Origin of the sequence: Rhizobium sp. 11_C7_N12_5, assembly GCF_051811145.1 — a bacterium.
Classification (GTDB): domain Bacteria; phylum Pseudomonadota; class Alphaproteobacteria; order Rhizobiales; family Rhizobiaceae; genus Rhizobium; species Rhizobium lusitanum.
On sequence record NZ_JBPWPY010000002.1, the window covers coordinates 236,694 to 251,013 of the forward strand.

General features: G+C 60.4%; 15 protein-coding genes. 9 read left to right on the plus strand and 6 right to left on the minus strand.

The genetic code is table 11. The features are described from left to right. Positions 1-6: 6 nt before the first annotated feature. Entirely contained in the window at positions 7-471 is a 465-nt protein-coding gene (locus AB8B29_RS20250; RefSeq protein WP_037192698.1) for an Lrp/AsnC family transcriptional regulator, read from the plus strand. Between the two features lie 34 nt (positions 472-505). Here the strand turns inward: AB8B29_RS20250 and AB8B29_RS20255 are convergent, their stop codons facing one another. Together AB8B29_RS20255 and AB8B29_RS20260 are read right to left on the minus strand one after the other, a co-directional pair. Next, a complete protein-coding gene (locus AB8B29_RS20255) occupies positions 506-2,296 on the minus strand; it encodes a PAS domain-containing sensor histidine kinase (RefSeq protein ID WP_037193258.1) in 1,791 nt (596 codons plus the stop codon). 324 nt (positions 2,297-2,620) lie between these two features. Then, the gene (locus AB8B29_RS20260; RefSeq protein WP_037192696.1) at positions 2,621-3,505 is read right to left on the minus strand and encodes a LysR substrate-binding domain-containing protein; all 885 of its coding nucleotides are present in this window, start codon (positions 3,503-3,505) and stop codon (positions 2,621-2,623) included. Positions 3,506-3,743: 238 nt separating this feature from the next. Between AB8B29_RS20260 and AB8B29_RS20265 the strand changes: the two genes are divergently transcribed. Further along, positions 3,744-5,063, plus strand: a complete 1,320-nt coding sequence (locus AB8B29_RS20265; protein ID WP_037193256.1) for an MFS transporter — start codon at positions 3,744-3,746, stop codon at positions 5,061-5,063. 84 nt (positions 5,064-5,147) lie between these two features. Here the strand turns inward: AB8B29_RS20265 and ctlX are convergent, their stop codons facing one another. Both ctlX and AB8B29_RS20275 read right to left on the minus strand, forming a co-directional pair. Further along, on the minus strand, positions 5,148-6,077 hold the full coding sequence (gene ctlX / locus AB8B29_RS20270) for a citrulline utilization hydrolase CtlX (RefSeq protein WP_037192695.1): 930 nt from the start codon (positions 6,075-6,077) through the stop codon (positions 5,148-5,150). A 10-nt stretch (positions 6,078-6,087) separates the two neighbouring features. Then, the gene (locus AB8B29_RS20275; protein WP_037192693.1) at positions 6,088-7,137 is read right to left on the minus strand and encodes an ornithine cyclodeaminase; all 1,050 of its coding nucleotides are present in this window, start codon (positions 7,135-7,137) and stop codon (positions 6,088-6,090) included. A 142-nt stretch (positions 7,138-7,279) separates the two neighbouring features. Between AB8B29_RS20275 and AB8B29_RS20280 the strand changes: the two genes are divergently transcribed. Beyond that, complete coding sequence (locus AB8B29_RS20280) at positions 7,280-7,717, plus strand: Lrp/AsnC family transcriptional regulator (RefSeq protein WP_037192690.1); 438 nt, start codon at positions 7,280-7,282, stop codon at positions 7,715-7,717. A gap of 55 nt (positions 7,718-7,772) precedes the next feature. On the opposite strand, the gene AB8B29_RS20285 is transcribed toward AB8B29_RS20280, so the two are convergent. Next, positions 7,773-8,030 (minus strand): hypothetical protein, encoded by a 258-nt coding sequence (locus AB8B29_RS20285; RefSeq protein ID WP_037192688.1) that lies wholly within the window; start codon positions 8,028-8,030, stop codon positions 7,773-7,775. A gap of 269 nt (positions 8,031-8,299) precedes the next feature. Here AB8B29_RS20285 and AB8B29_RS20290 point away from each other — a divergent pair, with 269 nt between their 5' ends. After that, positions 8,300-8,647 (plus strand): hypothetical protein, encoded by a 348-nt coding sequence (locus tag AB8B29_RS20290; RefSeq protein ID WP_037192685.1) that lies wholly within the window; start codon positions 8,300-8,302, stop codon positions 8,645-8,647. Between the two features lie 36 nt (positions 8,648-8,683). On the opposite strand, the gene hutC is transcribed toward AB8B29_RS20290, so the two are convergent. Continuing rightward, positions 8,684-9,439 carry a histidine utilization repressor gene (hutC, locus tag AB8B29_RS20295; protein WP_037192682.1) on the minus strand — a complete coding sequence of 252 codons (756 nt, stop codon included), beginning with the start codon at positions 9,437-9,439 and terminating at the stop codon, positions 8,684-8,686. A 194-nt stretch (positions 9,440-9,633) separates the two neighbouring features. Between hutC and AB8B29_RS20300 the strand changes: the two genes are divergently transcribed. From AB8B29_RS20300 to AB8B29_RS20320, 5 genes are all read left to right on the plus strand, one after another. Then, on the plus strand, positions 9,634-10,473 hold the full coding sequence (locus AB8B29_RS20300) for a transporter substrate-binding domain-containing protein (protein ID WP_037192679.1): 840 nt from the start codon (positions 9,634-9,636) through the stop codon (positions 10,471-10,473). A gap of 102 nt (positions 10,474-10,575) precedes the next feature. Next, positions 10,576-11,301 (plus strand): ABC transporter permease, encoded by a 726-nt coding sequence (locus AB8B29_RS20305; RefSeq protein WP_037192677.1) that lies wholly within the window; start codon positions 10,576-10,578, stop codon positions 11,299-11,301. A 10-nt stretch (positions 11,302-11,311) separates the two neighbouring features. Continuing rightward, entirely contained in the window at positions 11,312-12,016 is a 705-nt protein-coding gene (locus AB8B29_RS20310) for an ABC transporter permease (RefSeq protein WP_037192674.1), read from the plus strand. 24 nt (positions 12,017-12,040) lie between these two features. Beyond that, positions 12,041-12,817 carry an ABC transporter ATP-binding protein gene (locus AB8B29_RS20315; RefSeq protein ID WP_037192671.1) on the plus strand — a complete coding sequence of 259 codons (777 nt, stop codon included), beginning with the start codon at positions 12,041-12,043 and terminating at the stop codon, positions 12,815-12,817. Further along, entirely contained in the window at positions 12,814-14,319 is a 1,506-nt protein-coding gene (locus AB8B29_RS20320) for an HAL/PAL/TAL family ammonia-lyase (RefSeq protein ID WP_037192668.1), read from the plus strand. The genes AB8B29_RS20315 and AB8B29_RS20320 overlap by 4 nt, the downstream gene beginning before the upstream one ends. Position 14,320: the final 1 nt, after the last annotated feature.

Below are 14,320 nucleotides of genomic sequence, written 5' to 3' on the forward strand. Positions count from 1 at the left end.
ATCCACATGGCGGCGCTTGATGCGATCGATCGCAATATTCTTCGCTTGCTTCGCCTCGATGCCCGCCTCAGCAATGCAAGGCTGGCAAGCGAGGTAGGGCTCTCGCCGTCCGCCTGTCTGCGGCGCATCAGATTGATGGAGCAGGCGGGCGTAATTCGGGGCTACACGGCGCTCGTGGATACCTCCCAGGCCGAAACGGCGATCGCCGTCATTATCAACATCACGCTCGAACGGCAGACGGAGGATCATCTCGACCGTTTCGAGGCGGCGGTGCGTAAGCACCCGGAGATCCGCGAATGCTTTCTGATGACGGGTGGATCCGATTACCTCCTGCGCGTGGAGGTCGCCAACCCCGGCGACTTCGAGCGTATCCACAAGGATATTCTCTCGACCTTGCCGGGGGTGCTGAGAATTCATTCGAGCTTCTCGATCCGCAATGTGCTTGCGACGCGATCGAAAGGGCAGCGTTGAGGGGCTCAACACCAACCCGATATGAGAGACTGCCTCAGTCTCGCGCCTGCTCCCAGCTGACGCCGGCGGCGGCGCGAACCTCGCAGATAAGTCCGCTTGGTTCATAGCTAACTTGAACCTCGCCGTTCAACTCGGCCGCCAGAAGACTTTCGATCAATCGGGAGCCGAAGCCTTTGCGCGTGGGCGGTGTGACGGTCGGTCCTCCCGCTTCCTGCCAGCGCAATCTGAGGCGATCGGACCCGTTACCCTCCAGCGACCATACGATGGCCACGCGGCCATCTGGTACGGAGAGTGCTCCATATTTGGCGGCATTCGTCGCCAGCTCATGCAGCGCAAGCGATATGGAAACGACGGCCCGAGGCGCAAGCTGCATCGTTGGGCCGTGGATTTCGAACTTTTCCTTCGGATATGGAGAAAGAGCCTGGCGCACGACCGCCGTCAGTTCAGCTTGCTCCCAATTGCCATGGATCAGCAGGTCATGGGCTCTCGCCATGGAGGTCAACCGCGCGTCGAACGTCTCCACGGACGTTCTGTCGACATCGCTGCGTCCCAATGTCTGGCGCGCTATGGCCATGACCGTCGCCAGCACATTCTTGACGCGATGATTGAGCTCGCCGACAAGAACCGTCTGCAGGCGTTCGGCCTCCTTCTTCGCGCTGATGTCATGGGCGATCTTCGATGCCCCGACAATCCGGCCATAGGTATCGTAGATCGGGGAGACGCTCAGCAGCACATCGACGAGCCGGCCATTCTTGCATCGCCGCTTGGTCTCGTACGGTTCGACTTTCTGCCCGGCGCGGATTTTCGCGAGAATCGCCGGCTCCTCTTCGCGTCGATCGTCGGGGACGACCATCATCACCGATCCGCCGATCGCTTCTTCGGCCGAATGGCCGTAGAGCCTTTCTGCACCGAGGTTCCAGCTTGTGATCACCATGTTGAGATCGGTGCTGAGGATCGCGTCGTCGGAGGAAGCGATGATGGCGGCCAGGCGTCGCTCGACCTCCTGCGCCCGCTTACGCTCGCTGATATCGATGACGACGCTCACAGCTCGCCGGATCCTGCCGGCAGAACTATCGCGCACACCTGAAGCTGAGTTTGTCACCCAGACGAGGCTGCCGTCCTTGCGGACATATCGTTGCTCGATCTCAAAGCTTTCGCCGGTCGCCAACATCGTTTCAAACAGCCGTGCTGTGTCGTGTTGATCGTCCGAATAGGTGATGTCCTGCATCCGCATGCCGAGAAGTTCGCTTTCCGAGTAACCGACTATCTCGCAAAAGCGTCTGTTGACGAGGGAGAAGCAGCCATCGAGGTCATATTGGGCAATCCCGGCCGCCGATTGGGAAATGATTGCGCTAACCCGCTCCTCGCTCTCCCGCAATATCTCCTCGGAGCGCACGCGTTTCGTCGTTTCGTTGACGATGCAAAGGACGCCTTGCACCTTGCGGTCGCTGTCGCGGACAGGCGAGTAGGAGATGTCGAAATAGGCCGTCTCCGGATAGCCGTGACGCTCGATATAGAAGGGCCGATCCTTGGCGACGATTGTCTTGCCGTCTTCGAGGACAGCGCGCAGAAGCGGCTCGAGGTCGCTCCACATTTCAGCCCAGCTTTCGCGTGCCGGGCGGCCCAGCGCCTGCGGATGCTTGTCGCCTATGGTCGGCGCGTAGGCATCATTGTAAAGCGCGACAAAATCCTCGCCCCAGAACATGACGATCTCGGCTTGGGCGGGGAGCATGATATCGACTGCGGATACCAGGCAATGCGGCCAGGCCGACCTTGGGCCCAGACTGGTCTTCTCCCAGTCGAAGCCAAAAATACGCGCTGCCATCTCGCCGGTATTGCCTGCAAGTTCGGGCACGATATTCAGGGTACTATCCTCCCTCTTGAACGATGACAATTCTACTACGGAGCGTCCCGTCTCACTCATGTTCTCCGGGCGGGATTCATAGCATATTCTTTGTGACGAAGTGCAGCGTTAAAATTTACTAATTTCTATGCGTTTTAAGCAACATAGACTGATTTTTCTGAATATTTTTGGCGTCCGCTCCGGGATCGTACGTGCCTCCATGCGCCGCCGAAGTTCTTTGACCGAGTTACTGCTATCGGGGTGCACCTTTCGATAGCGGCATGGACGTTTTCCGGCTGGATTTCCTCAGTTGTCGGGCCTTGCTCGCATTTCAGCCGTGAGCCATTTTTCAAGTGCCAGCGCGTCCGGCCGGCCTGCGATGTGCGGCGCGATCCAGAGCACCATGCGCCGCGGTCCGGGCAGGAAGCCGAACGGCGCCACCAGTCGCCCCGAGGCCAGCTGATCGAGCACCAGCATCTGTGGCACGACCGCAATGCCGAGCCCGCAGGCTGCAGCCTGTATCAGCAGGTAAAAGTGGTCGAAAGCCGAATGGTTGGGGAGATCCAGTTCCGTCTTCTCTGCGGCCGCCTGCCAATCGCGCCATGCCTCCGGCCGGGTCCGTGTCGACAGGATCGTGGCGCCCTCGATATCCTTGGGGCAATGGATGCCGGCCCGGCTCAAATATTCCGGCGAGCAGACCGGGCCGATCGCTTCGCCACCGAGCTCCCGGATGATTGCGTCCTTCGGCGGCTCGATGACGCTGGAGCGGATCGCAAGGCCGATCTTGTCCCGGACGAAGTCGATCTGGTCGTAGTTCATGTTGAACTGCAGAGCGATCTGCGGATGACGCTCATGGAATTGGCCGATGCGCGGAATGATCCATCCCATCATGATCGACGATGAACAGGATAGCGTCAGCGGGCTCGGCCGCACGCGCTCGACACTTGCCTGCATCAGGCCGAAGGCGCTTGCAAGTCCCTCGGCCAGCCGCGATCCTTCCGGCGTCGGCTCCGTTGAATGCGCCCTGCGGGTGACGAGAATGACGCCAAGCGTCTCCTCAAGGCCGCGAATGTGGCGGCTGATCGCACCATGGGTCACGCAGAGCTCGTCGGCGGCGAGCGTCATCGAGCGGTGCCGGGCGGTCGCTTCAAACGCCTTGAGCGCATTCAACGATGGCAGAGGGCCGCTCATTTCAGGATCCCAATTAACCAGTGATGTGATTTTTCTTCACATGACGGAGAGATTAAATCGTTTGCTCGCTACTTGTCCATCCCGTTAGAGATCGAGGCTATTGGAAGGCGCATGCGGTCGGAGGCAATTCCTGGAGGGGAAGTAGGAGTTTCCATTCTGCCGACGACGCAGACGGATCGTCGCGCCGGAAAAAGTCTAGAACGGGGGAGGAGCTTCATTGCAGCCCGACAATCAGGAAATGTCACAGGTCGAGCGTTCGGCCATCGCCAAGGTGTCGAAGCGGTTGGTGCCCTTCATCGCCTTGATGTTCTTCATCAACTTCCTCGATCGCACAGCGATCTCCTTTGCCGGCCCGAATGGCATGACGACCGATCTCGCCTTGACGGCGGCGCAGTTCGGTTTTGCGGCCGGTATCTTCTTCTTCGGCTATATCGTGCTCGAAATCCCGAGCAATCTGGCGCTGCACAAATATGGCGCGCGCCGGTGGCTGGCCCGCATCATGGTCAGCTGGGGCATCGTCGCGCTGCTGTTCACCTGGGTATCGAGCGCGACGGAGCTTTACGTTCTGCGTTTCCTGCTCGGCGTTGCCGAAGCCGGCTTCTTCCCCGGAGCCATCCTGTTTCTGAGCATGTGGGTGCCGGCGAGGCATCGTAGCAAGATCCTAGCGTTGTTTTATCTTGCCCAGCCGTTGACGACGGTGATCGGTGCTCCCTTTGCCGCGATGCTGATCCAGATGCATGGCCTTTTCGGCCTCGAGGGCTGGCGCGTCATGTTCTTCGGTGTCGCGGTGCCTGCCGTCGTCATCGGTATCATCACCTGGTTCTATCTTGCCGACAGGCCGAATGATGCCAAGTGGCTGACCCAGGCAGAGAAGGATTGGCTGAACCGTGAACTTGCCGGTGAAGAAAAGGCCAAGGCCGCGGCGCATGGCAAGATGACGGGTCTGGCGCTGACCGACGGCCGGGTATGGCTGCTGTCGGTCATCTATTTCGGCCTGATCTACGGGCTCTATGCGCTGGCCTTCTTCCTGCCGACGATCATCGGTGGTTTCGAGACGAAGTTCGGCACGAAGTTCGATGTCTTCGACAAGGGCCTGATCACGGCGATCCCCTATCTGCCCGCGGCTGTCGTCCTGTTCTTCTGGAGCCGCGATGCATCGAAGCGCGGCGTTCGGCCGTGGCACATCGGCATCCCGGCCCTGGTGGGAGCGTTCAGCATCCCCGCCGCGCTCTACATGGGGTCACCGGAGGCGACGATCGCGATGATTACGCTGACGGCGTGCGCGATCTTCGCGGCTCTGCCGAACTTCTGGGCCATTCCGTCGCGTTTTCTGGCGGGACCGGCTGCGGCAGCTGGCATCGCTCTCATCAACACGATCGGCAACATCGCCGGGTTTGCGGCACCCTATGTGACCGGCCTCATCAAGGATGCGACCGGCGTCTACGAGTTGCCCATGTTCATTGTGGGGGGTCTGATGCTGTTGTCCGCGTTGCTGGCCTTTTCGTTGAATGGCCGAGTGCGTGAGCCGGAACTTGTGGTTGCAGGCAGCAAGGGCTGAAATCGTCCGAAGCGGTAGCCAACGAATTCGATGGCGGTCATGAATTTGGCCGCCGTCGCTGCCCATCGGCCGATCTTTAAAATATCAGTTTCTCGGGGTGAGATGGATGCCCGCAAGGGTGCATCGCACCGAGCCTCCGGCGCGCTCGATTGTGGGGATATCGAGGGCGATAATCCTGGCATCTGCTTCGATCGTAGCGCGCTGGTCATCGCCGAGCGCGGCCAGCGCCGTCGTCGAAAGTGCCAGAATTCGGCTCTCCTTGCCCTGCAGTTCGATGGCATTGCCTGCGAAACTGTCGATCTGCGCGTTGCTCAAGTGCACAATGTCGCGGCCGGAGCGCTGCAGGCGTGCTACGACTTCGTTACGCCGTCTTGCGTCCGTGATCATGCCGGTTCCGATCACGGCGAAACCTGTCGCTACGCACATCAGCACATTGGTATGATAGATCGACACGCCGTCTCCGTCACGGGCGTCGAACACCATCGGCTCGAAATTGAAATGCGTGCAGAAGCGTTCGAGCGCGATCGGGTCGGTCCGGTCCGAACGCGCGGCATAGGCCACGCGATCGATATGGTCGAGCACCATAGCGCCGGTCCCTTCGAGGAAGATACCGTCCGGCTCAAGCCCGGAATAATCGATGACGTCCTGGACGCGATAGTTTTGCTTCAGCATCTCGATGACGTCGCTGCGCCGTTCGCGACGCCGGCTTGGCACCTTCATAGGGTAGATCGCGATATGGCCACCGGCATGGGTGGAGAACCAGTTGTTGGGAAAGACCGAGTCAGGCGTCTCTCTGCCGCTATCCTCGAATAGATGGACCGTCACCCCATGGCTTTCGAGCGTCTCCGCCGCAAGCGTGATCTCGTCGAAAGCCCTTGATGCGAGTTCGTCGCTCCAATCAGTCGAAAGCTGGAAGCGATTGTCGGCAGCAGTTTCGGTGTTGACGGTGAAATGATGCGGGCGGACCATGACGACGGCAGACGGCGCCTGCGCGGAATAGGCTGCATGGGTCATCGGCCTTCCCTCAACCGGCGCGCTGCAACATGCCGAACAGGTCGCGCGGATCGTCCGGATCGGCGATGATATCAAGCTTCTGGAAGTAGTCCGTGCCCACCAGCTTTTCGCGGACGTAGCGCAGGGCGGAGAAATCCTCGATGGCGAAGCCGACGCTGTCGAACAGGGTGATCTGTGCCTCGCTTCGGCGCCCTTGTGCTCGGCCGCTCACCACTTGCCACAGTTCCGTGACCGGATAATCGGGATCCATCTGCTGGATCTCTCCCTCGATGCGGGTCTGCGGCGGATATTCGACGAAGGTGTCGGCACGCAGCAGAATGTCGCGATGAAGCTCCGTCTTGCCGGGGCAGTCGCCGCCAATCGCGTTGATGTGGACGCCGGCACCGACCATGTTGTCTGTCAGGATCGTGGCGAACTGCTTGTCGGCCGTACAGGTCGTGATGATGTCGGCTCCTTCGATGGCCGCCTGCGCCGATGCGCAGGGAACCAATCGCAAGCCCATGTTAGCGAGATTGCGCATGGTCTTTTCCGTTGCCTTCGGATCGATGTCATAGAGACGGACCTCTTCGATCCCGAGAACCGCCTTCATCGCCAGCGCCTGGAATTCCGCTTGCGCGCCGTTGCCGATCAGCGCCAGGCAGCGAGCCTTTGCCGGCGCGAGATGGCGTGCGGCCATGGCCGAGGTGGCGGCGGTGCGCAGCGCGGTCAGCAGCGTCATTTCAGTGAGCAGCACGGGGTACCCGGTCGACACCTCAGCCAGCAGGCCGAAGGCGGTCACGGTCTGAAGCCCTTGCGCCATGTTCTTCGGGTGCCCGTTGACATATTTGAAGCTGTAGACAGCGCCATCCGAGGTCGGCATCAGCTCGATGACCCCGTCAAGGGAATGGGAGGCCACGCGTGGCGTCTTGTCGAAAAGATCCCAGCGACGAAAATCCGCCTCGACGGCCTCGGTCAGCCCGATCAGCATGGTTTCGATGCCGACATGGTGTACGAGCCGCATCATGTTTTCGACGCTGACGAAGGGGATGAAGGCTTTTTCCGACGGAAGCAGTGCGGGCATTCTGGTGTCCTCGATCAGATTATTCCCTATAGGGTAACAAGCGGGCCGATTGACTGAAATCGCAAAACTGTGCCAGTTCTGGTATGTTATTATACAAATTGTATAGCACTTATTGTGAAAATGACAGAGTCCGGATTTTGCAATGGCCCCTGCCAAATATATTCCCGATGATCTCGATCGGCGCATCATCGCTCATCTGCGCGCGGACGGTCGTGCTTCGCTCTCCAAGTTGTCGGATGTTCTGGGTGTCGCTCGCGGCACGGTGCAGAACCGATTGGATCGGCTGATCGAAACCGGCACGCTGCTGGGCTTCACCATTCGGGTGCGGGAGGATTATGACGAGCAGACGGTACATGCCGTCATGATGATCGAAGTGGTGGGAAAATCGACGACGCAGGTCATACGCAAGCTGCGCGGTCTGCCAGAAATCTATTCGCTTCACACAACGAACGGCAATTGGGATCTCGTCGCCAATATTAGGGCAACCAGCCTGTCGGATTTCGATCGGGTGTTGCGCGAGGTGCGCATGATCGATGGCGTTGCGAACAGCGAAACCAGTCTGCTGCTCAGCAGCCTTTGAGGGTTTGCTTTACCCGCGCGGCCGATCGCGATGGCCTGGCATGCGTTCGCCCGGCTTACGGGCGCCGGGCGCGGAGTATGCGCTTCCAGATCGTGCCGCCCAGATATCGGTTGAACACGATGAAATAGGCAAAGATGAGGGCGAAAAGCAGGAGGGCCGGCGGACCGTTGAGCTTAAAACCGTCCTCCGTCCTCCCGCCGAAGATCGAGGCAATGATGTAGCCGAAAACAAAAAAGGCAGTCAGAAAGTCAAAGATGGCGGCAATTACGATGCGCCACGTGGCTGGCTGCTTCACGGCTTCTGTGTCAGGCATTATCGGATTTCCTCGTGTCTTTGAAAGATAGCGGCGAGAGCGCGTCGACAATCACCGAGCCGAGCATGAATCTTCGTTTGCAGGAGCGCTTTGTCAATGAGGGAGGAGGCTGAACGTCGTGGATACGGAGCCGGTTTCAGGATCCATTATTGGGTTCTTTTCGGCAAGGGCAACCCGGTTGATGGCAACATTCAGATAGGCTGAGCAACGACCCATCGCGCGCTGTACGGGGCAGCTTGAAAACGCGTTGCTTGTTGTTATGATTTCGTATGGAACTTACTCTGTTAGCCTACGCTCTTGGCTGGATCGTCCTTGGTCTGGTCGCGTTTACGACGGTCGTCCCGGTCGGGGCGAAGCATCCGTTCATGGCAATGGCAAATATCGACAGCGTGATCCCGTTTGGCCTGCTCGGACTTCTGTTCGTCATGGCTTACCCTGAGGATCGCCGCGTCGTTGCTCTCTTATGCATAGTGACCGCAGCGGCAAGCGAGTCGCTGGCATTGGTCCTGCCCGGACGGCATTTGCGGATCGAGCGCGCGCTCCTGAAAGTGCTTGCGACGGTTTCAGGCCTGCTGGTGGGCGCGTTGCTCGTGCAGTTCACGCACCTGGTTTCCTAGCGCTGCCGCAAAGAACCACCGCTGTTCCATATACAACTAACGATCCGAAGTCTTGCCGTTGTAACTTTCCAATCGGTATCGGTTTCCGGGATAAACGAGACGCGCCACGGAGACGACGCCGCGCGCCGACCATGTCCGACGTCTGATGGTCAGGCAGGGCTCGGTCTTCAGGATCGTCAGCAGTTTGCATTCCCAGGCCTGCGGCATGACCGCTTCGACCACATGTTCCGAGCCGCTGAGCGGGGCGACGTCCGAAAGATAGGCATTCGGTGTCATTCCCGTAAAGTTCTGTTGCAGATAGTCGGGCGCGGCCTCCGGATGGACATGGCGGTCCTCGATCTGCACGGGCACGCCATTCTCGCTGTGAACGATCAGCGAATGGAAAACGGGCGATCCGATAGCCAGCCCCAATGCGTCGGCAACCTCAGGTGATGCTGCCTCCTGCGCCAGTACGATCACCGTTGCCTCATGGGAATGACCGCGCTCGGCGATCTCCTCGGCAATGTTGCGCACCTCGAACAAGGCGGATGCGCCCTTGCGTTCGGCAACGAAGGAGCCGACGCCCTGAATGCGGACCAGTTCGCCCTCATTGGCGAGTTCGCGCAGCGCGCGATTGGCCGTCATCTTGCTGACGCCAAGTTCGGTGACCAGCTCGTTTTCGGAGGGAACGCGATATTTGGGAGGCCACTCGCCGCTATGGATGCGATCGAGTATCATCTGCTTGACCCCAGCATAGAGAGGCGCGGCGTCGTTTTCCGCCAGTTCGCGTTTCATCTCGCCGGAATGTTTCATTGCCTATTCCCTTTGCACGGACTGAATCTGCCTCAAAAACAACTTTCCCACTTGCATATCATAAATTATCTCATATGGTACCCTATACAACCTCGCAATCAATCCTAAAAATTAAATAGGAGAGGCGAGCAAGCCGGCGCAGATCGGTAGGAAGTGCCGCAAGGCCCGTTTCAACCTCAGAGGAGCTCTACACTATGAAATTCAGTGCAATTCTCTTGTCTGGCGCCATGGCCGCCGCCGCTTTCGGTGCGCCGGCTGTCGCCAAGGACTGGAAGACGGCGACGATCACTCTGGAAGGTGCCTATGCACCCTGGAACATGACGAACGCCGACGGATCGCTCGGCGGCTTCGAGCCGGAACTCGCCAAGGTCCTGTGCGAGCGGGCCAAGATCGACTGCAAACTCGTCGCCTCCGATTGGGACGGCATGATCCCGGCGCTGAATGCCGGCAAGTTCGACGTGATCATGGACGCGCTCTCGATCACCGATGAGCGCAAGCAGGTCATCGGCTTCACCGTTCCTTACGCTGCAACGCCGGCCGCTTTCGCGACCGCCAAGGACAGCCCGCTTGCCAATGCTGCAGGCACCGGCACCACCATCAAGATGACGCCCGGCCAGACCGGCGTCAAAGAAATCGATGCGTTGAAGGCAGCCTTCAAGGGCAAGACCATCGGCATCCAGGCAGCAACGGTTTATGCCAAGTTCGTCTATGACAACTTCGGCTCGATCGCCACGATCCGTGAATACAAGACCGGCGCCGACCGCGATCTCGATCTGCAGAACGGCCGTATCGATCTCGGTTTCGACGATGCTGTCTATTTCAGCAATGCCTTCGCCAGCGCAAACGACACGCTGGCTTTCACCGGCCCGGAAGTCGCCGGCTCCATCTGGGGCGAGGGTGAGGGTCTCGGCATCCGCCAGGCCGACACCGATCTGCGCGACAAGTTCAATGAAGCGATCAAGTCCGCACTTGCCGATGGCACCATCAAGAACCTGTCGATGAAATGGTTCAAGGTCGACGTCAGCCCGGAATAAACACAACGACCTTCGGGTCGTTGCCATCGGTCTCCGGCTTTGCGGCTGGAGACCGTATGATATCCTGACGCCTGAAACTGCCACGGACGGGGAATGGACGCTATGGCAAGCTTGCAATTGCTGGGCTTCGGCTCGAACGGGTGGGGCGCTCTGCTCCTCGTTGCTACTTTGGTGACGCTTGCCGTCACGGCGACGGCGCTGGCGATCGGGGCGGTGTTGGGCGCAATCGTCGCGTCCGCAAAGCTCTCCGGCAATCTGCTCTTGAAAACGCTCGGCAATGTCTACACGACAGTCTTTCGCGGCGTGCCGGAACTGCTGATCATCTATCTCATCTATTTCGGCGGCTCTTCAGCGGTCACCTCGGTCGGCAAATGGCTCGGCTATGAGGGTTTTCTCGGCCTGCCCTCCTTTGCAGCGGGGGCGCTTGCCGTCGGCATCATTTCCGGAGCCTATCAGGCCGAGGTTTTCCGCGGCGCCTATCTTGCCATTTCCAAGGGTGAGCTGGAGGCGGCGTCGGCGATCGGCATGCACAGCGGCCTGCGCCTGCGCCGTGTCATCATCCCGCAGGTCGTGCGTTTCGCCATCCCCGGCCTCGGCAATGTCTGGCAGCTCAGCCTCAAGGATTCCGCCTTGATCTCCGTTACCGGCCTTGCCGAGCTGATGCGTACCAGCCAGGTCGCTGCCGGATCCACCCGCCAGTATTTCCTGTTTTTCATCGTCGGCGGCGCGCTCTACCTGATCCTGACCAGCCTGTCGGATCGCGTCTTCAACAGGGCGGAACGACGCGCCAATCGCAGCATGCCGGCCGCGACCATCGGCCAGGCTTGAGGAGCGGCACATGGATTTCACCTTCCTCTCGAGCACCATGATCACCCTGTTGCAGGCAGTACCGATGACGTTGCTGCTGTTCTCTCTGTCGATCGTGTCAGGCGGTGTTCTGGCGCTCGTCATCGTCGCCATGCGTGTGAGCGGCAATCCGATCCTGATGGGTTTTGCCAAGGGCTACATCTTCGTCTTCCGCGGCTCGCCATTGCTGATCCAGATGTTCCTCATTTTCTACGGCCTGGCGCAGTTTTCCTTCATCCGTTATTCGTTTCTCTGGCCGTTTCTGCGCGAGCCCGTGGTCTGTGCGATCCTTTCGCTCGCGCTGTGCACCGCCGGCTATACGGCCGAGATATTTCGCGGCGGCATCCGGGCCGTTTCGCCGAAGGAGATCGAGGCGGCGCGCTCGATCGGCATGTCTCGCCTCCTTCTCGTGCGCCGCATCATCGCGCCGATCGCCTTCCGACACGCGCTGCCGGCCTATTCGACCGAAATCGTCCTGATGATGAAGTCGACCGCGCTCGCCAGCCTGGTCACGGTCTGGGAGGTGACAGGCGTTGCGCAACGGCTGATCTCGCACACCTATCGCACGATGGAAGTCTTTCTCTGCGCGGCGATCATTTACCTGGTGCTGAATTTCATCATTCTGCAGGGCATGGCCCTGTTGGAATATTCGCTGTCCCGCCATCACCGAGCTATCCCGCCGGCGTTGAAGGCCTAAAAACTTCATTGGAGCAGGCAAATCATGCCAGGTGTCACCCGACTTTCAGTCCGCAACATCCGCAAGAGCTTCGGCACCCATGAAGTTTTGCGTGGCATATCTCTCGATGCCCAGGACGGCGACGTCATTTCGCTGCTCGGCGCCTCCGGCTCGGGCAAGTCGACTTTCCTTCGCTGCATCAACCTGCTTGAGATCGCCACCGACGGCGAGATCTGGGTGGACGGCGAGCAGATCCGCATGATCCACAAGAACGGATACAGCCGCCCGGCAAGCCACAAGCAGGTGGATCACATCCGCTCCGAGCTTGGCATGGTTTTCCAGAGCTTCAATCTCTGGTCCCACATGACGATCCTGCAGAACGTGATCGAGGGACCAGTTCACGTCTTGAAGCGCCCGCGCGCCGAGTGCATCGCCGAAGCCGAAGCGCTTCTCGAGAAAGTCGGCATCGCCGACAAGCGCCATGCCTATCCCGCGCATCTATCCGGTGGTCAGCAGCAGCGTGCCGCGATCGCTCGCGCCCTTGCCATGAAGCCCAAGGTCATGCTGTTCGACGAGCCGACGTCGGCGCTCGATCCCGAACTCGTCGGGGAAGTGCTGCGCGTCATGCGCGCGCTTGCCGAGGAGGGCATGACCATGCTGGTCGTCACTCACGAGATGAGCTTTGCCCGCAACGTCTCCAACCGCGTCGTCTTCATGAAAGAAGGGCTCGTCGAAAGCAGCGGCGCTCCGGACGAGATGTTCGGCGGCGGCGCGTCGCCGGCCTTCCGTCAGTTCATCGGCCATTTCGGAACCGGACAATGACTGTCACCATCGACAAGTCTTTGCGTTGGCGTGATGTCGCGCGCGTCGGTGGCGGCGAACCGCTGCCCCTATCGGAGGCCGCCTGGGAGCGTGTCGCGCAGGCAAGCCGCATCGTCGAGCGCATCGTCGAGACGGGCGTGCGTGCTTATGGCGTCAATACCGGCGTCGGCGCCTTGTCCGACACGGTCGTCGACCGCGCCTCGCAGAGCCGGCTTTCGCGCAATATCATCATGAGCCATGCCTGCGGCGTCGGACCTCTGCTGCCGGTCCGCGAGGTCCGCTCCATCATCGCGGCGCAGATCGCCAATTTCGCGCATGGTCATTCCGGCGTGCGGCCCGAGATCGTCAGCCATCTTGCAGCATTTCTCGAGCGGGACTGCATTCCCGAGGTCCCCTCCAAAGGCTCTGCCGGCTATCTGACCCACAACGCCCATACCGCCCTCGTGCTGATCGGCGAAGGCCGCGCAGTCGTGAAGGGGAAGTCGATGACCGGAGCGCAGGCGCTTGCCGCGATCGGTCTGAGCCCATTGGTGCTTGGCGCCAAGGAGGGGCTGAGCCTTGTCAATGGCTCGGCCTGCGCCACGGGATTGTCGGCGCTTGCCGTTTGCCGAGCCGAGCGCCTGCTTGATTGGGCCGATGCGATCGCCGCATTGACGCTGGAGGCGGCCGGCTGCCAGATCGCGGCTTTCGACGAGGCGGTGCTGGCACTTCGCCCATCGGCGGGCATTGCCAAGGTCGGCCGCAGGCTGCGCAGCCGCTTGCACGGCAGCGGTCTCGTCGCCGCAGCCTTCGGGAGGCGAACGCAGGATGCCTTGAGCTTGAGAGCCGTTCCGCATGCGCATGGCGCGGCCTGGGATGTCTTCGAACAGACCGCCCGCATCGTCGATCAGGAATTGGCTTCGGTTACGGACAATCCGGCTGTTTCGGGCACGCCGGAGCAACCCGTCGTCTCCTCCGAGGCGCATGCCGTCGCACCGGCCCTCGGTCAGGCGGCCGACAGTCTGGCGATCGCGATTGCGCAGATTGCCGCCATGAGCGAGCGGCGGATGGATCGCCTCGTCAATCCGCTGGTCAGCGGCCTGCCGCCCTTCCTCGCAAGCGATGCCGGCAGCCATTCCGGCTTCATGATCGCCCAGTATACGGCTGCGGCCCTGAGCAACGACAACCGGCGGCTGGCCGCCCCCGCATCGCTCGACGGCGGCCTCACCTCCGGCCAGCAGGAGGATTTTCTTGCGCATCCGACGGCTGCTGCCAGCAAGCTGCTCACCATCCTCGACAATGCCGAATATATCCTGGCGATCGAACTCATGGCGGCGGCGCAGGCGCATGATTTCCTCGTTTCCGAGGGTACAAGAGCGCCGGGAACGGATCGCCTCTACACTGTGGTCCGTTCGCGCGTTCCTCTCTATGGCGACGATCGGCCGCTAAATGCTGACATGGAGAGCTTGCGGGATCTGATCGCTCAGACCGCACCGCCCGCTGACAGTGAAACTGGAGCATAGA